This is a genomic window from Paraburkholderia edwinii (assembly GCF_019428685.1).
GTDB lineage: Bacteria > Pseudomonadota > Gammaproteobacteria > Burkholderiales > Burkholderiaceae > Paraburkholderia > Paraburkholderia edwinii.
The window spans coordinates 2,880,532-2,902,618 of the sequence record NZ_CP080096.1 but is presented as its reverse complement, the minus strand read 5'-3'; the positions used below and the strand labels follow the sequence as shown (position 1 = coordinate 2,902,618).

The following is a 22,087-nucleotide window of genomic DNA, read 5'->3' as shown; positions in this document are numbered from 1 at the left end:
CTGCGAATGAAGGCTTTTTGTAGGTATTTTTGCGTCGCACGCGAGTTCGCTACGTTGCGCTAAAGATTGTCCGCAGCGCGCCGTTAACGGTGGTCATAAGCCTGAAAAACATGCCCGACGCACGGGCCGGCGGCATGCCTGCCCGCGCGTTCGAGAGTTTCGTGCCGCCGTGAAGCTGCTTTGACGTTGCACTGACGTTGCCTTCAGGACGGCAAACCACACACCTACAGAGCCGATATATGGCGCGATCGATGCCGCAAGCTTCGCTGAACCGCTCTTCGCTTTTCGGACGCCTGTTCCGCTACTCCGTTGCCGTCGACCTCGGCACGGCCAATACCCTGATCTATACCGACGACGGCGGCATCGTCGTCAATCAACCGTCGGTGGTCTGTTTCCAGAAGCAGATGTCGACCGAAGGGCGCAGGCGCGTCGCGGCGGTCGGCGCCGAGGCGAAGCAGATGCTCGGCCGCGCGCCGGGCAACCTTGAACCGGTGCGGCCGATGCGGCATGGCGTGATCGCCAATTTCCCCGCTGCCGAGCACATGATCCGGCAATTCGTCGATATGGCGAAACCGCGGCCGTTTTTCGCACGCCGCGCGGACTTCACGATCTGCGTGCCGGCCGGTGCAACTCAGGTCGAGCGGCGCGCGATCCGCGAAGCCGCAGTGGCCGCGGGCGCATGGAAGGTCAACCTGATCGAGGAATCGCTCGCATCAGCGGTCGGCGCCGGGTTGCCGGTGTCGGAGGCGACCGGCTCGATGGTCGTCGATATCGGCGGCGGCACGACGGAAATCGGCGTGATCGCGCTCGGCGGCATCGCGTATAGCGGATCGATCCGCGTCGGCGGCGATCAGCTCGACCAGGCCATCGTCAACTATGTGCGCACGATGTACGGCGTCGTGCTCGGCGAGCAGACGGCGGAGCACGTGAAAAAGACGATCGGCTCGGCGCTGCGCGACGTGCCGCAGGAGAAGATGTTCGCGACGGGTCGCAGTGTCGACGACGGCCTGCCGCGTACGATCGAGATCAGCACGCAGGATGTGGCCGATGCGATCGCGGTGCCGCTGCGCCAGGTGCTCATCGCCGTGAAAGCGGCGCTCGAAAACGCGCCGCCCGAGCTCGTTACCGACATCGCGTACGCCGGCATCGTGCTAACGGGCGGCGGCGCGTTGCTCGGCCATCTGACCGGTTATCTCGCCGGCGAACTCGGTCTTACCGTGCGGGTAGCCGATGAACCGCTGACCTGTGCGGTGCGCGGCGCCGGCGCGGCAGCCGAAGCGGGACTCGTTGACGCCTACGTGTACGAGTGAACCCGGTGGTGACGGCGTGAAAGCATGGCAGGGCGTTCGAACGACAGGTGCGTGCGAGGTACGTGCGCCCGCAAGGCAATACGCCCTGAAAGCTATGTGACAATGGCGGACATTGCCTGATGTCCGCTTATCCGTCACCGCTCGCCAATCCCCGCCGCCTGTGAATGCCCCCGTACCCCCGCACGCCTCATCTCCTTCCTTTATCGAATTGAGCAACGGCTTGCGCATGCCGTACGTCGAACGCGGCGAAGGCGAGCTGTTGCTGTTCGTGCACGGGTCGCTGTGCGACTACCGCTACTGGCAGCCCCAGGTCGATGGACTATCGGATCGCTACCGCTGCGTCGCGATCAGCCTCACGCATTACTGGCCCGATGTCGATACGCCGGCGCGCTTCCCGTTTAGCTGGAGCCGCCATGCCGACGAGCTCGCCGAATTCATCGATCGCTTCGGCGCAGGCCCGGCGCATGTGATCGGCCATTCGCGCGGCGGCTGCGTGGCGTTTCATTTCGCGCGCCGGCACCGGCAGCATCTGCGCACGCTAACGCTCGCGGATCCCGGCGGTCCGCTGCGGATCGCCGACCGGCCCGGCCAACCGATGGCGAGCTTGCCTGAAACGGTCAATGCGTTGCGCGCGCGTGCCGCACAGCTGATCGAGGAAGGGAAAGTGGAGGCGGGTTTGCAGCTGTTCGTCGATTCGGTGAGCCGACCCGGCTTCTGGTCGAAAAGCACGACCGCTTTCCGCACGATGGCGCTGGATAATGCGCATACGCTTGCGCGCCAGTTTCGCGATCCGCTGCCGGCCTATGTGCCCGACGAGGCGTCACAAGTGCGTTGCCCGGTATTGCTGATCGATGGCGAGAAAAGTCCGCAGATGTTCAGGCGTGCCATCGCTGCGCTTCATTCATGGCTGCCGGATGCGCGCCACAGAACCGTGAATGGCGCGTCGCACGGGATGAATCTCGCGCATCCGGCTGCCTTCAATCGTTACGTCGACGAATTCGTGCGCAGTGTAGCGACTGACGCCCGGGCGTGACCGTCTGCATCGACTCACGCGCCGGACGGCTAGCGGGTTTAGTGCTTGCGTTTGGACGCGGACTTGCGATGCGCGTCTTCGTCCAGCGCGCGTTCCGCGGCCTCGCCGACAAGGCCGCAATAGTAAAGATGCACGCCGATGGCGAGCGAGTCATTGCGGATCTCATGAAATGCCTTCCACGCTTTGACCGGATTCCGGAACACCAGATAGTGAGCCTCCTGCGAGAGCAGTCGCGCGACTTCGTGTAGTCCGTGCGCATGCAACTGGTCGACGAGCTTGTCGAGGCTGCTGTGCGTGCGAGCATCGGTGCGCGGGTAGAGCATGTGCAGCACCGCGATCTTTTCGGTAGCCAGCGCTGCCGACATGGCCAGCACGATGTCCTGATGATTGAGTGCGGTGACGACGGCTTCTTCCTGCTCGCCGGTATCCGGGAAAAGCGTTTCCAAATTCAGCGTCATTTTTGACATCCCTGTTCAATGAGTTTCGGAAGCCTGCGCATACCTCTTTAACTACGCGCCTCGCAGACCACCGATTGAGTGACTGCAGTATCGCAGACCTGTTTGCGCTCTGTATCGTTCCACTGAACAAAAGATTGTTGCATTCGCAGCGCTTTCTTTCATTTTGTTGGCTTTGCGAAGGCCTTTGCGTCACGCTTTTATGAATGAGTGTTTCTGTCGGCGGTAATCATTGTTGCGTATATCGACGCAAAGTTGACGAACCCGCGCCTTAGAATGCATGTCGACTAAGGCAGATGGTTTGATACGAGGACCCCGAATGAATAGCTCAGGCGCACGCGCAACGCTAACGTTTTCCGACAGCAACGAGAAGATCGAATTGCCGATCTACAAGGGGTCGATGGGCCCGGACGTGGTCGATATTCGCAAGCTCTACGGCCAGACCGGCAAGTTCACGTATGACCCGGGCTTCATGTCGACGGCTGCGTGCAATTCCTCCATCACGTATATCGATGGCGACAAGGGCGAACTGCTGTATCGCGGCTTCCCGATCGACGATCTCGCGCAAAACGCGGATTTTCTTGAGACCTGCTATCTGCTGTTGAAAGGGGATCTGCCGAATCGGCAGCAGAAAGAAGAGTTCGTGAAATCGGTGGTGAGCCACACGATGGTGCACGAGCAGATGCACATCTTCTTCCGCGGTTTCCGCCGCGACGCGCACCCGATGGCGATTCTCGTGGCGGCGGTCGGCGCACTGTCGGCGTTCTATCACGACTCGCTCGACATCACGAATGCAAGCCATCGTGAAGTGTCGGCGATCCGCATGATCGCGAAGCTGCCCACTCTGGTCGCGATGGCATACAAGTACAGCATCGGTCAGCCGTTTGTCTATCCGCAGAACGATCTTTCGTATAGCGCGAACTTCATGCGGATGATGTTCTCGACGCCGGCTGAGGAATTCAAGGTCAACGACGTGCTCGTGCGCGCGCTCGACCGCATCCTGATTCTGCATGCCGACCACGAACAGAACGCGTCGACCTCGACGGTGCGGCTCGCGGGTTCGTCGGGCGCGAACCCGTTTGCGTGTATCGCGGCAGGTATCGCGTGCCTATGGGGTCCGGCGCACGGCGGCGCGAACGAAGCGGCGCTGAATATGCTCGAGCAGATCGGCTCGGTCGATAACATCCCCGAATTTATCAAGCAGGTGAAGGACAAGAACTCGGGCGTGAAGCTGATGGGCTTCGGTCACCGCGTGTACAAGAACTACGACCCGCGCGCGAAGCTGATGCGCGAGACATGCCACGAAGTGCTCGAGGAACTGGGCCTGCACGACGACCCCCTGTTCAAGCTCGCGATGGCGCTCGAGAAGATCGCGCTCGAAGACGAATACTTCGTGTCGCGCAAGCTGTATCCGAACGTCGACTTCTACTCGGGCATCGTGCAGCGCGCCCTTGGCATTCCGACCTCGATGTTCACGTGCATCTTCGCGATGGCGCGTACGGTGGGCTGGATCGCGCAGTGGAACGAGATGATCGCCGATCCTGAGCAGAAAATCGGCCGTCCGCGTCAGCTTTTTGTCGGTCACACGCAACGTGAGGCGAAGCCGCTGGCCGAGCGTTGATGCCCGCGGATGCCTGACCTGGTGTCGGGCGCAAGGTCCGGCGAGATTTGACCCGGACGCGCCCGTTCCACGGGCGCATCCGGCGGTGACCGATGGTCGGCAGGCCAAACCGCATGCCTCGTGCCAAAAGTCCTGCTGTATCCACGCCTCCTCCATACCGCATTTGTGTCATTCCCCTGCGTTTATTCGCTTCCTTTCCCGCTTTCTACCGTGCTTGCGGGTGCAACTGTGAAATTGCGCGTGCATGTGCGCAACGCAGACGTGCCCATTTCGCGTAGACCCTCTAAAATCGGAACGATGATCGACCAGCACAGACGAGCAAAGGGAGAGAGCTGATGCAGAATCCGGAAGCACTCGGTGGACTGACCCATACGGAACGCGAGGATTACGAGGAGCAGGAAGCGGATGGCGCATTTATCGCGCCGGAAAACCTGAACGTGGCGAGTCCCAACCAGTCCGTGTTGAAGTCGGGCGGAACATTCATCGTCAACGATCCATTGGGCGACATTACCGGCATCGACGACGGCTTGTTCGTCAACGATACGCGGGTGCTGTCGCAGTTGCGCCTCACCTTCGGCGGTCGCGCGCCGTCGCTCCTGTCAGGCAGCGTAAGCAGCGACAACACGGCATTTACCGCGCACCTCACCAATCGTCCGCTGCCGCCTCTGGGCGGGGACAGCACGCCGGAAGGCGTGATTCACGTCGAGCGCGTGCGCGTGCTGTGCGGCACGGTGCTCAACGAAGCGATCGAGATGACGAACTACGGCACGAACGAAGCGGTCGTGCCGCTCTCCATTTCGTTTGCGAGCGACTTTCGCGACATGTTCGAAGTGCGTGGCCTCAAGCGTCCGAAGCAAGGTACGATCGAGCCGGCACGCGTCGAAAACGGCGAGGTGCTGCTCAACTATATCGGCCTCGACCACGTCTCGCGCCGCGTGCGCATCGCCTTTTCGCCGACACCGGACAAGCTGCTCGCCGGCCGCGCTGACTATTCCGTGCGCCTGCCGGCGCAGGCGTGCCTGTCGATTTATCTGTCGGTGGCGGTCGAAGTCGAAGGGAAGGGGCGCGGCAACGCGCACGTGCCGCAGCCCACGCATGCATTCAGCGAAGCGCATACGTCGCAGATCGATACCGTGCGTCCGCGTGTCGGGCGTGCCGCAGTGCGCGCCGCGCTGGTCGACGCGCACCTGATGATGCGCGAGCGGCGCCGCGCGTCGGCGCGCGTGCGCTCGAGCAATCCGCTCTTCAACGCATGGATCGACCGTTCACACGCGGATCTGAGTCTGCTTACCACCGATCTCGAAACGGGTCCGTACCCGTATGCGGGCATTCCGTGGTTCTCCACGCCGTTCGGGCGCGACGCGGTGATCACGTCGCTGCAGTCGTTGTGGCTGCAGCCGGGACTTGCGCGCGGCGTGCTGCGTTTTCTCGCGAAGCATCAGGCGCTCGAAGATTCGGCGTTCCGCGACGCCGCGGTCGGCAAGATCATGCATGAACTGCGGCGCGGCGAAATGGCGGCGACGGGCGAAGTGCCGTTCGCGCTGTATTACGGGGGCGTCGACACCACGCCGCTTTTCATCGTGCTGGCGGGTGCGTATGTGGCTCGCACCGGCGACACGGCGCTCGTCGACGAGTTGTGGCCCGCGCTCGAGCGCGCGGCCAAGTGGGTCGCGGGCGTGTGTGACAAGAACCGCTTTGGTCTGCTCGACTATCAGCGCGCTTCCGATGGCGGCCTGGCGAACCAGGGCTGGAAAGACAGTCACGACTCTGTGTTCCATGCGGACGGCCGCTTTCCGGACGGTCCAATCGCGCTCGTCGAAGTGCAGGCGTATGCGAGCGCCGCCTTCGACACGATGGCGCAGTTCGCGACACTGCGCGGCCTGACGAGCGACGCGGTGCGCTATACCCAGCGCGCGACGTCGATCCGCGATCGCGTCGAAGAACTGTACTGGATGGAAGATCTGAACTTCTACGGCATCGCACTCGACGGCCACGGCGAACTGTGCCGCGTGCTCGCATCGAACGCGGGACATCTGCTCGCATTCGGGTTGCCGAAGCGCGAGCGCGGCGAAGCGGTCGCGCACACGCTCGGCTCGTCGCTGTTTCACACCGGCTGGGGCGTGCGTACGCTCGCGGCGGGACAGCCACGCTTCAACCCGATGGCGTATCACAACGGTTCGGTCTGGCCGCACGACAACGCGCTTTGCGCGCGCGGGCTGGTACGCTACGGCGGCAAGGCGGCCGCGGTGAACCTGCTGCAGGCGCTCTTCCAGGCGGCGGTCAAGTTCGATATGCGTCTGCCGGAGCTGTTCTGCGGCTTCCAACGGCGCCGCGGCGAGCCGCCAACCGCGTACCCGGTGGCCTGCCTGCCGCAAGCGTGGGCGGCCGGTTCGCCGTTCATGATGCTCGAGGCGTGCCTCGGGATGACGATCGACGCGGCGCGCCGGGAAGTGCTGATCGAGCAGCCGATGCTGCCGGACGGCATCGACTGGCTCGAGATCGGCGATCTGCGCGTTGGCGACGCGTCGGTATCGATCACGTTCCGGCGCATGGACGGCAAGGTGGTCGCATCGTCGGAGCAGAGCGATGTACGGGTGGTCGCATTGCTGTAAATCGAAATAGTGTTATTCGATTTGCGCAAGGAATATTCTAAAAGAACGATTTCGGAAGATAGCCATATTTCTCAAACTCGACTCATATTATTGAGAAATATGGCTTTCATATTCTTTCCGTAGACTCGAACGATGCAAAAAACGAAATTGAAAGAATCCGTCCTGAATTGGTAAGCAATTGGTAGCCGGAATTTACGTCCGATATCTACGCGATCGGACTACGGGAATTGTGCGATCTGTTCCGACAAACGCCGCCCGCAACGCGGGATGATGCGCGCTGACCCGCATCCACGTTGACTTTCCAGCGATTCCGTCTGATCCGGCGTTGTATTTCCACTCAAGCCGGAAATGTGTTCTCGCGCCGGAAACAACACACCGCGTTGTGATCGCGCGACGACGTCCCGATAAAAGCCCCCATCTGAACATGCTGGAACTCGCCCAAAGCTTTACCGGACTTGCGTATTACCGTTTTATGAAAAATTTACGGCTTCAATAGACGAACAGTATTGCGATATATGGCGAGATGATTATTGCGGGTAGCTCCCTATACTTTCGTTCGCCGTTAATCCCGGTTTCCACACGAAGGAGCTACTCAGTGAAGAAAATCGCTATCCCCGCGGCGGTCGTTGCCGCATTCGCGGCGTCGACCGCGCATGCGCAAAGTTCCGTCACTCTCTACGGCCTCATCGATGCCGGCCTGCAATATACGAATAACGTCGTCAAGGGCGCGAGCCACGGCTCGCTGTTCCAGGCCACCAGCGGCGAAATCAACGGCAGCCGCTTCGGGTTACGCGGCTCGGAAGATCTCGGTGGCGGTCTGCACGCGATCTTCGTGCTCGAAAATGGTTTCAGCGTCACGAACGGCACGCTCGCCCAGCACAGCCGTCTGTTCGGCCGGCAAGCGTTTGTCGGTCTGTCGAGCAACCAGTACGGCACCGTCACGCTGGGCCGCCAGTACGACTCGCTGGTCGACTTCGTCGCGCCGCTGTCGGGCACGGCAGGCACGTTCGGCGACACCGGCTTCGCGCACCCGTTCGACAACGACAACCTGAACCACTCGGTTCGGATGAACAACTCGGTCAAGTACAACAGCGCGAACTATGGTGGCTTCAAGTTCGGCGCGTTGTACGCGTTCTCGAACAACGACGACTTCGCTGTGAACCGTGCCTATAGCGCGGGCGCGAGCTACTCGTTCGCGGGCTTGAACATCGCGGCCGGCTACTTGCAGATCAACGGTTCGAACAGCACGGCGAACACGTCGGGCGCGGTCGACCTGGCCGAATCGCAGTCGAACGGCACGGGCGGCTTCGTGCTCGGCGCCGATGTGCAGCGCACGGTCGGCGCGGGCGTCAACTACGCGATCGGACCGGCGCTGGTCGGCTTCGTGTACACGCACAGCCAGTTCCAGGGCACGCAGTCGTTCGGTTCGGCGAACGGCCGCGTGACCTTCGACAACTATGAAGTGAACGGCAAGTATGCGGTGACGCCGGCGATCAGCCTCGGTGTCGCGTACACGTACACGGATGGCCACGTGACGAACAGCTCGACGTTCGGCTCGGATCCGAAGTGGAACCAGGTGAACCTGCAGGCGGTGTACTCGCTCTCCAAGCGCACGGACGTGTACGCGGAAGGCATGTACCAGCACGTGTCGGGCAGCAACTTCGTCGCGTTCATCAACAACTCGGGTGGCGCGTCGTCGACGGGCAACCAGGTGGTGGCGACGATCGGTATGCGTCACCGCTTCTAAGACTCGCGGTTCGACGTACAGAAGCAACGTAGAGAAGACCCCGTCCGACGTTTGTCGGGCGGGGTTTTTTCTTGTGATGTCCAAGATTTCTGCGTGACGTCTGCGTTGCGTTAACGCTGGATAGGCCTGAAATGCAGGCCTAAGCGGGTCTTTTCCTAAACATGACTAAGAAATGAATGGTATTTGTCAGCTTGCTGGTTTTCAAGGCAAGATGCGGCATCTGTCCAACTGCACGCGGTAATCAGCGCCGCGCATTTCGAAATGGAAAAAAGCAATCACCAGCAGTTTCATGTTGTCTTCGACGGTCCCGCACTCGTTGAGCACCGTATGGATGTTCGCGATCTCGCGCCCGCCCTCATTGCCATGGCAGACCTGTTCACTGCCGCGAACAAGGAAATCAACGGCGAAGCATCGAGCATTCGCGTACACGTCAACGCGAGTTTCAAAGCCGGTTCGTTCGGCATCGATCTCGTCGCCACTCAGCACCTTCTGGCGCACATTCGGGACATCCTGTCGGGTCTTGGCGCCAACGCCATCTGCAACGGCTACACGATCATGACGATGGTGGGATTCATCGGCGGCGGCGGCCTGATCGACCTGCTGCGCCGGCTCAAGGGGCGGCGCCCGGTGAAAGTCCAACGGAACGGCCGTCTGACGACAGTCCATTTCTCCGAGGCGGAATCGATCGAAATCGACTCGCGCATCATGAAGCTTTATTACAACGGCATCGTGCGTACGAGTCTGGAGAAAGTCGTGTCACCGCTCGAGCGCGAAGGCATTACCGACTTCGCCATCATGGTTGACGATAAGGTCACGCTGGCGTTTCACGACGACGAGCTTGGGCTGTTAAGCGCGGCTACGCTGGAAACAGCGGCCGAAGTCGTCTCCGATACAACGTCGCACAAGATGCTGCAGATCGAGTCGCTAACGTTTAAGGATGGCAATAAATGGCGTGTGCACGACGGCGTCGCAACCTTCCGCGCATCGATCGAGGACAAGGAATTTCTGAGAAAGATCGACGCGGGCGAGCGCTTCGGTAAGGGCGACGTGCTGATGGTGAATCTGCGTCAGGTGCAGAGCGTTGACGGCGGACGATTGAACAATGAGTCGATGATCCTGAAGGTGCTCGAACATCGCGAGCCGCTTCAACAACACGCGCATGATCAGGCTCACGCTGGCGTGGAACGCGCACATTCCACTTCGGGTGCCGATCTGGAGGTGGCGTAGTGCTTTGCTAGCGCTGGCTTTGTCCAGCGCTAGCATGCGCGGATTGTGCTGACGGGCTGCGTTTGCCTAATGTGTTTGCGGATTTCGTTCGCGGATCGTGTTCGCCGACTGCATTTGCGAACGGCAATTCGCTTGAACCCTCGCGGCGCCTAGCGCTTGCCCACTTCCTCCGTGTAGCGATTGAGATTGCGCTCGATGTCGGGGTCTTTCTGCAAACCGCGCTTCATCAGCTCGCCAATGCGGTATTGCGCTTCGGGGCGCTGCACGGACCAGATAAACAGGTTCCAGCCAGCAGCAACCTCTGCATCGGGCGGCAGGCTCGCGTAGTTCACAGCCTGCTTGATTTCCGCAAGCGAGTCGCCATCGAAGCTCGCGATGCGACGCGCGAATCTGTCCACGAAGTCGTCGAGCTGAGCATCCGGGAGCGAGCGGTTGACGTAGCCGTATCTGTCGGCAGTCTCGCCATCGATGTTGTCTGCGCCGAGCAGCACTTCCATCGCGCGGCCGCGGCCGATCAGGCGGGGCAGCCGCGCCATCGGACCGCCGCCGGGTACAAAGCCCGCGCCTGCTTCCCATTGCGAGATCTCGAGGTTCTCGAGGGCGGCGAAGCGCATATCGCTTGCGAGCGCGAGTTCGCCGCCGACGCCGGTTACGCGCCCGCGCAGTTTCGCGATCGATATGACGCGCGACCGGCTGATGCGTACCAGCATATCGGGAAGAGGATGCAGGCTGGTCGGGCCGTTGCGCAGACTGGTCGAGTCCGATAACGGAGGGATGAAATCGTAGTGAGTCAGAAAGTAGCCGGGCACATCGCTCTGAAACACCACCACCTTGAGCTCCGGCGTCGTTTCAATCGCATGAACCACAGCCTGCAGTTGCGGAATGGAATCGGGGCCGAAGATGTTGAACGGCGGGTTGTGTAACGTGATCTGCCAATACGCCGGCGTGATGCGATTGATGCGCACCTGCTCTTGCGCTGTCTGCGAAGTGCTGGAGTGTGAAGCGCTGGGCTCAACCTTGTCGTTCATGGTGCCTCCTCGAAAATGCGTTGCATGGGCTGCGTTGCGAATCGGGAAGTCGACGCGGTTTTGCCGGAGCCGCGCATTGGGGTCCATTTGCCGCGTTGAAGAATCGGTAGTTCATTCCGGTCAAGGAATGACATGCACCGGCGTAGCGCGAACTCTGAGGAAGTCCGATGGGCCGGCTAGCGAACTGGTTCGGATACTAGCATCGGGCTACAGCGCGCGCCGCCGGCACGCTCTAATGCTTGAGCAGCAAGGCACAGCGAACGGCGCAGGGCGCCAGGCGTCATGACAGTCTTTCACAGCGCTGGAAAAGATGGTTCGACCCGCAATGACGAAGCAGCGAAGCGAAGCGCGCATTGCAACTGTATTTCCGCTTCGGCATGGCGTCATCGCGGCGTCGCGAGCTTGGGCCTATGATGAGGTTCGGTCTGCGCCTGCGCTTCGATCGAAGTGCAGCCATTGCGATGCGACGCTGTTTTCCGCAGAAGAATCCGGGCGGGACCGTTGCGGACAAGCGTCGCGGCACGGCGAATGCAAAGACATGCACGAATCGGCGAGGCAACCACAGGAGAGCGTAATGAAGCGCAAAGCATCGGCAGTCTGGCAGGGCGGTCTGCAGGACGGAAAGGGCAGTATCTCGACCGACAGCGGCGTGCTGAAGGACACACAGTATTCGTTCTCGACCCGCTTTGAAGACGGAGTCGGCACGAACCCCGAAGAGCTGATCGCGGCCGCGCACGCCGGCTGTTTCTCGATGGCGCTGTCGGCGGAACTCGGTAAAGCCGGCATCAAGCCGGAACGGATTGCGACGACCGCGACGGTCACCCTCGATAAGGACGGCGGCGGTTTTTCACTTACCGCATCGCACCTCGATGTCGTCGTCAAGATCCCGGGCGGCGACAAGGCCAAATTCGACAAGGCCGCGGCTGATGCGAAAGCCGGTTGCCCGATCTCGAAGGTGCTGAACGCAACGATCACGATGGACGCGAAGCTCGAGACTTGAGCGCAAGCGTTTTTTCAGATCGTCTGAACCGGTTTCCAGACCACCCCGGTCGCTAAGAGCCGGTGCGGGAACGCCGATTCTTGCAAGCATAAGCATCGACTAGCTGGCAGTTTGCAGTTTGGCGGACTGCGGCGGCACACGAATCATTCGTGCCGCCCAGTCTGTTTCAGCGATTTCGGCGGTTGATTTATTGACTGACCAGTCATAAAATCCGCTGCATGTCACAACCAAACGGTCCTAAAAAGCGCACGTCCCGCCTCGCGCACGAGCCGGCTGGCGAGAGCCCGCGCGGGCGTCCGCGCCAGTTCGACACCCATGCCGTGCTGGCGAAGGCGGCGAGGGTGTTCTGGGGGCACGGCTATCACGCGACGTCGATCGACGACCTCGTCAAGGCGACGGGCGTGCTGCGCGGCAGCCTGTACGGCGTGTTCGGCGACAAGCAGGGCCTGATGCTGGCTGCGCTCGATCATTACGCCGAGGGTTCGATCGCGGCACTGGTCGAGCGCCTGAACGCGGACGTGCCGCCCGAAGAGGCGCTGCGCAATGCGCTGCTACATCACACGCGCGTCGCGGCGGCGCTGGTCGGACAGCGCAGTTGCTTCATTACGAACGCGACGCTTGAAATGCAACCGCATGATGAAGCGTTATATGCAAAGCTCGCCGCAATCCAGCGGCGTATCGCGACGCTCTTCGCGGCAGCGGTGATTCGCGGCCAGGCGGCCGGCGTATTCGACCCGGCGCTCGATGAGAAAGCGGTCGCCGACTATCTGCTGTGTATGACGCAGGGGTTGCGTGTCGTCGGCAAGGTCAAACGCAACGAAGACGAACTGACGGCGGTCGTCGATATTGCGATGCGCGCGCTAACGGTCTGAGTCGTAAAAATTTCGCCGATTTTTTGAACGGTCAGTCATGAATACGAAAGGCATTTCGCGTCCCTCGACGGACGACACACATGAAAGTGGGAAAGACGGCGCAAGTGGCCACATGGTTCGCCCGCCAGCAACCGGGCATCTTCCTTCCGACGCGCCGCCGCCAGCCGCGCACACGGGCATGGCGCTCGTCGTGCTGCTCGTCGGCGCGTTTCTCGCGCCGCTCGATTATTTCATCGTCAATCTGGCGCTGCCATCGATTCACGCCGGCATCGACGCGAGCGACGCGCAGCTGCAGCTGATCATTTCCGCCTATGCGTCGGCGTTCGCAGTACTGCTGATTACAGGCGGGCGCCTCGGCGATCTTTTCGGCCGCAAGCGGATTTTCATGACCGGCATGGCCGGCTTCGTGATCGCGTCGGCGTTATGCGGCGTCGCGACCAGCGGCACGATGCTCGTCGGCGCACGCATTCTGCAAGGACTCGCCGCTGCGCTGATGGTGCCGCAGGTGCTCGCGACGATCCGCGCGGTCGTGCCGCTCCATCAGCAGACGAAAATTATCGGCTTTTACGGCTTCGTTTATGGGCTGTCGTCGATAGTCGGACAATTGGGCGGCGGCGCGCTGATTACTTATCGGCCTTTCGGGCTCGACTGGCGCGCGGTGTTTCTGATCAACGTGCCGATCGGGCTGCTCGCGTTTGTGGGCGCATGGAAGACCATCCCGGAGAACCGGCAGCCCACGCGCACGAAGATCGACATGATCGGCGTCGTGCTGTTGTCGCTGCTTCTGCTGTTGCTGATCTATCCACTTACGCACGGCCGTGAGGCCGGCTGGCCGCTGTGGACATTCGTCATGTTCGCGCTTTCCGTACCCGTCTTTGTGCTCTTTATCGGCTTCGAGCAGCGCATCGTACGCCGTGGCGGCTTTCCGCTCGTCGACCTGCAACTATTCCGTAATCCTGCTTTTTCAATCGGCCTGGTGGTCGCATTCCTGTTCTACTGCAACAGCGCGTTCTTCCTGACGTACGGCATCTACCTGCAAACCGGGCTGCACTGGACACCGCTCAAGGCAGGTCTCGCGATCATGCCGTTTGCGATCGGTTTCGTGTTCGGGCCGCTGACTTCGCCCGCGGTCGTCGCGCGCATCGGCACGCATGTGCTGACGTTGGGCTTCGCGCTGCTCGCCGTCGGCTTCACAGTGACAGGCTGGGCGGCCCTGCGGCACAGCGAGCCGGGGCTTGTGTTTTACGTGGGCCTCGTCTGCGCGGGCATCGGGCATGGACTCGTGTTTCCGTCCGTGATGCGCGTCGTGCTGTCCGAGGTGGCGCCGGAAAAGGCGGGGCTTGCATCGGGCGTCGTGAACACAACGCTGCAGATCGGCGCCGCGTTCGGTATCGCCGCCATCAGCGGCGTGTTCTTCGGCATCGTGCAAGGGCAGGACACGCCGCGGGCATACGCCCATGCGTTCGAGGGCAGCCTCAGCATCAACGCGGTGCTGCTCGCGGCGTGCGTGGTGCTGAGCGTGATGGTGGTGCGCCATCAGCAGCATCGTGCATTGCAGCTGGCGCGGGAGAATCGCGCGCTGAAGAATTGCGCGTGAACCGAGCAAAAGCCCGGGCAAAAATCCGAGAAAATATTCGTCAGGCATTTACGCGATACCTGGCAATTACCCTTAAATAGTCGGACCTTTAACAGTTTCACGGCCCAATCTGATTTATTGATGTTCAGCAATGATCGGCCGATTTATTGGTGATTGGATTATCGGCCATTAAGTCCACGCGCCTCCGCGTTAACGACGATTATGGCGCGCGTATGACATCGTCCGGTCGAAGAGGATTACAGTGATCGCTGGTTCCGCCGTCGGGCCTACATGTACAAGGGGATAGTCTTACAGTGCAAGGCCGACGATTTGTAATCCGGGCTATCCCATATAATGAACACCCGTTCTAAAATATTTTATAAATCCGCTTAATTCTCGCACAGAACGTTTTCTTTTTAGAAAAAGCTTGCTTGCGGAAAATCCGATTGATAATCTTGCGGCACTCTTTCAATTGACTCGACGGTAGTGCGTTTACGGCATTGTTTGATCAGACGGCTCGACGCTACGCTTATAACGGGGACATCATGCTGACTGCTACTCTCAAACCATTCGATACGACACGTACCGGCCAATTCAACGTTGGCGACGTCGTCACGCTCAAGGCCGGCGGCCCGCGCATGACGGTAACTTACGCAGGACCCGTGGCCGGCTCGGCAGCCGACCGGCTCGTCTGCCAGTGGTTCGACGAGCACGGTGAACTGCGCCAGGACATCTTTGATCGCGAGAACGTGCGTTGCGAGCCGCGCTCGATTCCGGCGGGCTCGGTGCAACTGCACAAGTTCATTCGGGTCATGCTCCCCACACGGTGATTCATCAAGGGGACTCACCGAGCGGATTCATCAGGCGTGATTCGCCAGGCGGTCTCACTGAGTGGCTTCACTGAGTGGACTCACCAAGCGGACTCACCAGGCGCGCGACCCCCGAACGCGCTTTTCCGAATGCTTAGCGCCGCGCTTCCACGGCCATTCGTACGGCGAGACCTGTCAGCACCGTTCCCATCATCCAGCGCTGGATCACGAGCCACGTGGGCCGGCGCGCAAGAAATCCGGCAATCGAACCCGCCGTCATCGCGACGGCAGCGTTCACGCACATACTGAGTGCAATCTGCACGAAACCCAGCGCGAGCGACTGGCCGAGTACGCTGCCGTGTCGCGGATCGATGAATTGCGGCAGCAGCGAAAGATAAAGCACCGCGATTTTCGGGTTCAGCAGATTGGTCACAAAGCCCATCGCAAACAGTTTGCGCGGCCTATCCGCGGGCAGTGTGCGCACCTGAAACGGCGAACGTCCGCCGGGCTTCACCGCTTGCCATGCGAGCCACAACAGATAAAGCGCGCCGCCGAAGCGCAGCGCGTCGTACGCGAACGGCACCGCCAGCAGCAACGCGGTAATGCCGAAGGCCGCGCACAGCATATAGACGACAAATCCAAGCGCGACGCCCCCGAGCGAAATCAGCCCGGCAGTTCGGCCCTGGCAAATCGAGCGCGAGACAAGGTAGATCATGTTCGGACCGGGCGTCAGCGCCATACCCAGTGCGACGAAACCGAAAGCGAGAAGAGAGGTGTGTTCGGGCATTGCATGTCTCCGTGACAAGATCGAGGCAATGCCCAGGCGCGCGGCGGTTCGCGGCTCCGGCCAGCGGCAGACCGCAGTTCGCGTTCCCCGATGGTGATCCATCTCGTAGCGCCAGTTGCGCGAACCCCACGATTATCCCACGACAACAGCTGTTGCCGACGCATCGAACGTGTCAACAGTATGGCTATTTAGCGGCGCGTCCGCGACGAGCGCAGACGCACCCGCTCGGCGAGCATCGTCGAAAAGGTGCGCATGCTCACGATCTTGCGCGACTTGATGATTTCGCCAGCCACGTTCTTCGGCGGATTCGGCTGAAAGGCCCAGTAAAGCGCGAGCAGCCAGCCGAATACAGTCCAGCCGACCACAGCGTTGAAGAGCGCAATAGTCAGCAGATCGTAACGTTTGCGCCGGTCGGCGATGATCGATGGCAGGAAATAGACTGCCAGCGCGACAACGGCCGCGACGCCTTGGACGAGGAGATTCTCCATTGGATTGCGACGGGTGGACGATGCATGGCGAATGCACCATTGTCGCGCGAATACGCCGTGCGCGCAGCGCAGAGACACACGATGCAGTGCGACGCCGCCCTCTGCAGCGCTAGCCACGATCGGGACTATCATGTGTTTTTTCCCCGACCGGACATGCTGCGATGATTTCCGACGCCACCACGCATTCAAAACTGGACCCCGACACGCTGCGCGATTTCGTCGAGCGCAAATGGAACGACGAGATCGTGCCCGCGCTGACCGATTACATCGCCGTTCCCGCCAAGAGCCCGGCGTTCGATCCCGACTGGCAGAAGCACGGCTATATCGAGCGCGTCGTCACGGAAGCGGCGAAGTGGGCCGAGACGCAGCCGGTGCGTGGCCTGAAGCTCGAAGTGGTGCGTTTGTCGGGCCGCACGCCGGTGATCTTCTTCGAAGCGCCCGCAACGCGTTCGGGCAGCACCGAAACCATCGTGCTGTACGGGCATCTCGACAAGCAGCCGGAATTCGCGGGCTGGCGCAACGACCTCGGACCCTGGACGCCGAAGCTCGAAGACGGCAAGCTCTACGGCCGCGGCGGCGCCGATGACGGCTACGCGATCTACGCGAGCGTCACCGCGCTTGCGGCGCTCGACGCGCAGGGCGTCGAGCGGCCGCGTTGCGTCGGGCTCATCGAAACCTGCGAGGAGTCGGGCAGCTACGACCTGCTGCCCTATGTCGACGCGCTGCGCGACCGGCTCGGCAAGGTCGGTCTTGTCGTGTGCCTCGATTCCGGCGCGGGCAACTACGATCAGCTCTGGCTCACCACGTCGCTGCGCGGTCTCGTGTCGGGCGACCTCGAAGTGCAGGTACTCGACGAAGGCATTCATTCGGGCTCCTACGGCGGCATCGCGCCATCGAGCTTTCGCATCATGCGGCAACTGCTCGAGCGGCTCGAAGACGCATCGACCGGCAATCTGCTGCCGAAGGGCTTTCATTGCCCGATACCGCCTGACCGTCTGCGCGAAGCCGAAGCGACCGCAGCGATACTCGGCGACGACGTGTGGAAGAAAATGCCCTGGGCGTGCGGTCAGGACGGCCGCCAGGTCCTGCCGACCACAACCGACCCGCAAGACGCGCTGCTCAATTCCACGTGGCGTCCGTCGCTGGCGGTGACCGGCGCGGCCGGCCTGCCGTCGCTGGCCGATGCGGGCAATGTGCTGCGCCCGCGCACCGCGTTCAAGCTGTCGCTGCGGCTGCCGCCGCTCGTCGATGCCGGCAAGGCCGTCAACGAACTGAAAGCCTTGCTCGAACTCGACCCGCCGTATAACGCGAAAGTCACTTTCAAGCCCGACAGCGGCGCGGCGACGGGCTGGAACGCGCCGGACGTCGCAACGTGGCTCGGCGCCGCATTGAACGACGCGTCGCGCCAGCACTTCGGCGCGGACTGCGCCTATATCGGCCAGGGTGGCACGATCCCGTTGATGAACGTATTGAAAGCCGGCTTCCCGCAGTCGCAGTTCATGGTGTGCGGCGTACTTGGGCCGAAGTCGAACGCGCACGGTCCCAACGAATTCCTGCACGTACCGTACGGTAAGAAGCTCACAGCCTGCGTCGCCGAGGTGATCGCGGCCGCGCCCTGAACGGTCTGGCATCCTGATCACCTTGCATTGTGCAAGGCATGTGTGCGTCGTCACTACGCGACGTACACCGAAACGTCACATCCGCGGCCGCCCGTCGTGGCGGCCGTCAACCACCCGCGCGGCCCTCAGCGCCGCCCTCAGCGCCGTCCACCGGGCGCTATTCACTTCATTCCGATAATTCGAATAAAAATGCATCGGGAATATATCCGCACCGCATTGCATAAATGGAATGAAATTTCCACAGAAAGATTGAAGCAAAGGTTCTAATGGCGCTATGCCCATCCATGCCGCGGCGGGCCTGATCGGGTATTTCGCTGCACGTGTCCCATCGCAATCGTTTGCGCCATGAAACGTCGGTACGAGTTACCGCAAAGGCGCGCTGGCCGGTCTGGCGCGCGCACTCCATTAATTGTGCCGAAATGTTAGCCAGCCGCTCTCGCGGGATTGTGGTCTGTTTTAGGCTCGTATAGCTCTTCCGACGTTTTATAACCTAAAAGGACCACTGGAAATGAACCTGAATAGCCATCACGCATGCCGCCCGTTCGTCGAAGCGGGTAATCTTTCGCAAATCTCGGCTTTTTATGAAGAAGAACGCAACATCATGTGGATGATGTTGCGTGCGCAACCACGTCCGTGCTTCAACCTGGAGCTTGTGCACGACATCCTGAGCCTCGCGCGGGCCGCGCAGGAGTCAGGGCTGCCGATCGATTTCTGGGTGACAGGCTCGGTGATCCCAACCATGTTCAACGTCGGTGGAGACCTGAGTTTCTTTGCCGAATCGATTCGCGCCGGCCGGCGCCAGGCGCTGATGGCGTATGCGCGCGCTTGTGTCGATTGCGTGCATGCGGCGGCGCGCGGCTTCGACACCGGTGCGATCTCGATCGCGATGATCGAGGGCACAGCACTCGGCGGCGGATTCGAGGCCGCGCTCGCGCATCACTTCGTGCTTGCGCAGAACGACGCGAGAATGGGCTTCCCCGAAATCGCGTTCAATCTGTTTCCGGGCATGGGCGGATATTCGCTGGTCGCGCGGCGTGCCGGCATGCGCCTCGCCGAGGAGCTGATCGGCGGCGGCGAATCGCACACGGCCGAATGGCACGCGGCGAAAGGGCTCGTCGATCAGTTGTTCGAACCGGGCGACGCCTATATCGCGACGCGTACTTTCGTCGATACGCTGCGGCCGAAGCTGAACGGCATCCGCGCGATGGTGCGTGCACGCCAGCGGGTGCTGCAGCTGTCGCGCTCGGAGCTGATGGAAATCACCGAAGACTGGGTCGAGGCCGCGTTCACGATCGAAGAGAAGGATCTTGCGTTCATGGAACGGCTCGTGATGCTGCAAAACCGACGCACGGGCAACTTGCGGCATCACAACGCGAGCGTCGCCTGATGCACGCAGCGCGGCTCCTCCTTTGAAGATGAAGAGACGCTGAGCGCGAGCGGAAACGACCGCTGGCAAGCCTGAAGCAACCCGCTGGAGCAACCCGCTTGAGCACTCGCGGGAGCAACCCGGCGCAACCCGGCAGGAAGCTTCACGGAAATAGCCTGGCCCAATGTCGCAAGCGGGCGGGCGGGCAGAAGGTCTTGCGGGTCGTGCGGACTGTGCCGTTCAGGCGATCAGCCGGACCTTCTGCCGGTCGACCAGCCATTGTTCGAATTCAGCAGCCGGCATCGGCTGACTGTACAGGTAGCCCTGTACGTATTCCACGCCGAGGCCTTTCATAAAGAGTTCTTCGGCTTCGGTCTCGATACCTTCCGCGACCACCTGCAGCTGCAGCGCCTGAGCAACCGCCACCATCGAGCGCACGAGTGCCTGCGCTTTCCTGTCGACGTTGATCGAACGCACGAAGCTGCGATCGAGCTTGATCACGTCGAGCGGAATGCGGCCGAGTTGCGACAGCGACGAATAGCCGGTGCCGAAGTCGTCGAGGTGCACCTGCGCGCCGAGTTCGCGGAATTGCGTGATCAGGTCGATTGCCGCGGCTTCGTCTTCGATCAGGCAGCTCTCGGTGAGCTCGAGATCGACGAGGCACGGATCGAGGTTCGCGCATTGCAGCGCCTCGCTGAAATGCCGGACCACCGCGGTGTCGACCAGTTGCCGTGCCGACACGTTGATCGCCACGCGCAACGAGTGGCCGCGCGCTTTCCATTGTGCCGCCTGCGCGGCCGCGGTCTGCATGACCCAGCGGCCGAGCGGGCCGATCAATCCGGATTCCTCCGCGTAACGAATGAATTCGGTCGGCATGATCTGTCCGCGCTCCGGCGAATTCCAGCGCACGAGCGCCTCGACGCCGCACACGACGCCCGTTGCGAGCGATAGCTTCGGCTGGTAGTGCAGCGTCAGCTGTCCTTCATCGAGGCCGCGCCGCAAGTTCGTGTCGAGCCACATATACTCAGCGACCTTGCGGTTCATTTCCGGCGAGAACACGCGATAGGTGCGCTTGCCGCCATCCTTCGCGACGTACATGGCGGTGTCGGCTGCGCGGACCAGCGATTCGAGGCTGTCGCCGTGTTCGGGAAAGAGCGCGATGCCGATCGAGCAGCCGGTATAGACCTCGACGAGCCCGAGGCTGAACGGCGTGCGCAACCGTTCGAGAATGCGCTGCGCGGTCGCTTCGAGCGACGCGGCCGTGGCCGGATACGACAGCACGATGAATTCGTCGCCACCTAGACGTGCAAGCGTATCGCCTTCATCGAGACAATCGCGCACGGTGGCCGACACGTCCTGAATCAGCCGGTCGCCGAACACATGCCCGTAGTGATCGTTGACCTTCTTGAAGTTGTCGAGATCGAGAAACAGGATGCCGACCGACTTATCGGCCGCCGCGCTCGCGATCGCCGTGCGGATCTTGTCCTGGATCGCGTTGCGGTTCGGCAGGCCTGTCAGCGAATCGGTGTTCGCGAGTTCCGACAGACGCTCCTGGGCGCGGCGCTCTTCCGTGATGTCGGTGCCCGAGCAGATCAGGAACTGCTCGTCCATACCGCTGCCGCTTTGCACGAACTTGTTGCGAAACAGGAAAAGCCGCTCGCCGTGCACGGTGCGCACGAGCCGCTCGACTTCATAGGACACGCCACGATTGAAGAAGCCCGAAATATTCTGGCTCGACGCCGCGCCAGCTTCCGACGACATGAAAAGCGCCCAAACGCTGCGCCCGATCACATCTTCTTCCTTCATGCCGGTGAGTTCTTCGGCAAGGCGGTTAAAGCGCTGGATACGTCCATTGCGGTCGACAATCACGACCACCGAATTCACTTCGGAGACGACCTGCTCGGCAAACGAGAGCCCATGCACGAGATCGCGCGCAACCGATTCCGTATCGTCGTATTCCGATGCGGTCCCGGCCCACGTGCTGCTATTGAGCTTTTTCCCAACAAGATGCAGACGCAACGGCTCGCCATAAAGGCGCACATCGAGCGTGAGGTGCGACGTGACGCCGGTCAGCCGGCGAATTTGCGCGGCCTGTTGCGCGCTGAGCGCGACGGCGGCGGTGGCGGGACCGTTGCCGGTCACGGGCGACAGCTCGAGCGCGTTGCTGTCGCTCGACAAACGCCAGCATGGACTATGCGTACCGAACCTTGCGTATAGCGCCTGGTGCACCTGATCGTATTGGTCGTCGTTCATGAATGAGGGTATCCGGGCAAAAATTGCCACCTGTCCTCGCGCCGGTGCAACGTAACCAGCAAAAAACGGACTCAAGCGGGCGGATGGCAGACGGTCGGCTTGCGGAAAGCTGTCCCCATTGTAGCGAAGGAAGTCCGGATTTCGGGCTCCGAACAGGTTAACGGTTTAGCGCAGAACATTCTTAATAGCAATAGGCAACGATATTGCGCGACGACAGTCGTCAACCGATTCATGATGACGCAACGAATTTATGTTGAAGCAAAGCCGATCGTGGGGATGCGATT

17 protein-coding genes and 1 riboswitch are annotated in these 22,087 nt (G+C 61.3%); of the genes, 12 read left to right on the top strand and 5 right to left on the bottom strand.

What is annotated here, in order from left to right; all coding sequences use genetic code 11:
• Positions 1-239 precede the first annotated feature (239 nt).
• Both mreB and KZJ38_RS34290 read left to right on the top strand, forming a co-directional pair.
• The gene (gene mreB / locus KZJ38_RS34295; RefSeq protein ID WP_219801455.1) at positions 240-1,310 is read left to right on the top strand and encodes a rod shape-determining protein; all 1,071 of its coding nucleotides are present in this window, start codon (positions 240-242) and stop codon (positions 1,308-1,310) included.
• 226 nt (positions 1,311-1,536) lie between these two features.
• Positions 1,537-2,343: an alpha/beta fold hydrolase gene (locus KZJ38_RS34290; protein WP_219801454.1), complete on the top strand. Its 807-nt coding sequence runs from the start codon at positions 1,537-1,539 to the stop codon at positions 2,341-2,343.
• A gap of 38 nt (positions 2,344-2,381) precedes the next feature.
• Here KZJ38_RS34290 and KZJ38_RS34285 read toward each other — a convergent pair whose 3' ends face one another.
• Entirely contained in the window at positions 2,382-2,801 is a 420-nt protein-coding gene (locus KZJ38_RS34285) for a hypothetical protein (protein ID WP_219801453.1), read from the bottom strand.
• Between the two features lie 316 nt (positions 2,802-3,117).
• Here KZJ38_RS34285 and gltA point away from each other — a divergent pair, with 316 nt between their 5' ends.
• The 4 genes from gltA to KZJ38_RS34265 all read left to right on the top strand — a co-directional run bounded on the left by gltA (position 3,118) and on the right by KZJ38_RS34265 (position 10,005).
• On the top strand, positions 3,118-4,419 hold the full coding sequence (gltA, locus tag KZJ38_RS34280) for a citrate synthase (protein WP_219801452.1): 1,302 nt from the start codon (positions 3,118-3,120) through the stop codon (positions 4,417-4,419).
• Between the two features lie 335 nt (positions 4,420-4,754).
• Entirely contained in the window at positions 4,755-7,031 is a 2,277-nt protein-coding gene (locus KZJ38_RS34275; protein WP_219801451.1) for an amylo-alpha-1,6-glucosidase, read from the top strand.
• Positions 7,032-7,626: 595 nt separating this feature from the next.
• Positions 7,627-8,778 (top strand): porin, encoded by a 1,152-nt coding sequence (locus KZJ38_RS34270; RefSeq protein ID WP_219801450.1) that lies wholly within the window; start codon positions 7,627-7,629, stop codon positions 8,776-8,778.
• A gap of 261 nt (positions 8,779-9,039) precedes the next feature.
• A complete protein-coding gene (locus KZJ38_RS34265) occupies positions 9,040-10,005 on the top strand; it encodes an LAPAL motif-containing putative phage structural protein (protein WP_219801449.1) in 966 nt (321 codons plus the stop codon).
• A gap of 149 nt (positions 10,006-10,154) precedes the next feature.
• Here KZJ38_RS34265 and KZJ38_RS34260 read toward each other — a convergent pair whose 3' ends face one another.
• Positions 10,155-11,033 (bottom strand): enoyl-CoA hydratase/isomerase family protein, encoded by an 879-nt coding sequence (locus KZJ38_RS34260; protein WP_219801448.1) that lies wholly within the window; start codon positions 11,031-11,033, stop codon positions 10,155-10,157.
• A gap of 574 nt (positions 11,034-11,607) precedes the next feature.
• Here KZJ38_RS34260 and KZJ38_RS34255 point away from each other — a divergent pair.
• The 4 genes from KZJ38_RS34255 to KZJ38_RS34240 all read left to right on the top strand — a co-directional run bounded on the left by KZJ38_RS34255 (position 11,608) and on the right by KZJ38_RS34240 (position 15,311).
• The gene (locus tag KZJ38_RS34255; protein ID WP_219801447.1) at positions 11,608-12,033 is read left to right on the top strand and encodes an OsmC family protein; all 426 of its coding nucleotides are present in this window, start codon (positions 11,608-11,610) and stop codon (positions 12,031-12,033) included.
• A gap of 218 nt (positions 12,034-12,251) precedes the next feature.
• Entirely contained in the window at positions 12,252-12,905 is a 654-nt protein-coding gene (locus KZJ38_RS34250) for a TetR/AcrR family transcriptional regulator (RefSeq protein ID WP_219801446.1), read from the top strand.
• A gap of 112 nt (positions 12,906-13,017) precedes the next feature.
• Positions 13,018-14,502: an MFS transporter gene (locus KZJ38_RS34245; RefSeq protein ID WP_281425849.1), complete on the top strand. Its 1,485-nt coding sequence runs from the start codon at positions 13,018-13,020 to the stop codon at positions 14,500-14,502.
• Positions 14,503-15,026: 524 nt separating this feature from the next.
• Entirely contained in the window at positions 15,027-15,311 is a 285-nt protein-coding gene (locus KZJ38_RS34240; RefSeq protein WP_219801444.1) for a YodC family protein, read from the top strand.
• Between the two features lie 133 nt (positions 15,312-15,444).
• On the opposite strand, the gene KZJ38_RS34235 is transcribed toward KZJ38_RS34240, so the two are convergent.
• Positions 15,445-16,077, bottom strand: a complete 633-nt coding sequence (locus KZJ38_RS34235) for a LysE family translocator (protein ID WP_219801443.1) — start codon at positions 16,075-16,077, stop codon at positions 15,445-15,447.
• Positions 16,078-16,100: 23 nt separating this feature from the next.
• Positions 16,101-16,206: riboswitch (ZMP/ZTP riboswitch) on the bottom strand.
• A 59-nt stretch (positions 16,207-16,265) separates the two neighbouring features.
• Entirely contained in the window at positions 16,266-16,565 is a 300-nt protein-coding gene (locus KZJ38_RS34230; protein ID WP_219803794.1) for a superinfection immunity protein, read from the bottom strand.
• Positions 16,566-16,726: 161 nt separating this feature from the next.
• On the opposite strand from KZJ38_RS34230, the gene KZJ38_RS34225 reads away from it, so the two are divergent.
• Both KZJ38_RS34225 and KZJ38_RS34220 read left to right on the top strand, forming a co-directional pair.
• On the top strand, positions 16,727-18,184 hold the full coding sequence (locus KZJ38_RS34225; RefSeq protein ID WP_219801442.1) for a M20 family metallopeptidase: 1,458 nt from the start codon (positions 16,727-16,729) through the stop codon (positions 18,182-18,184).
• Positions 18,185-18,692: 508 nt separating this feature from the next.
• Complete coding sequence (locus KZJ38_RS34220; RefSeq protein ID WP_219801441.1) at positions 18,693-19,571, top strand: crotonase/enoyl-CoA hydratase family protein; 879 nt, start codon at positions 18,693-18,695, stop codon at positions 19,569-19,571.
• Between the two features lie 219 nt (positions 19,572-19,790).
• On the opposite strand, the gene pdeR is transcribed toward KZJ38_RS34220, so the two are convergent.
• Positions 19,791-21,803 (bottom strand): cyclic di-GMP phosphodiesterase, encoded by a 2,013-nt coding sequence (gene pdeR, locus KZJ38_RS34215; protein WP_219801440.1) that lies wholly within the window; start codon positions 21,801-21,803, stop codon positions 19,791-19,793.
• Between the last annotated feature and the right edge of the window lie 284 nt (positions 21,804-22,087).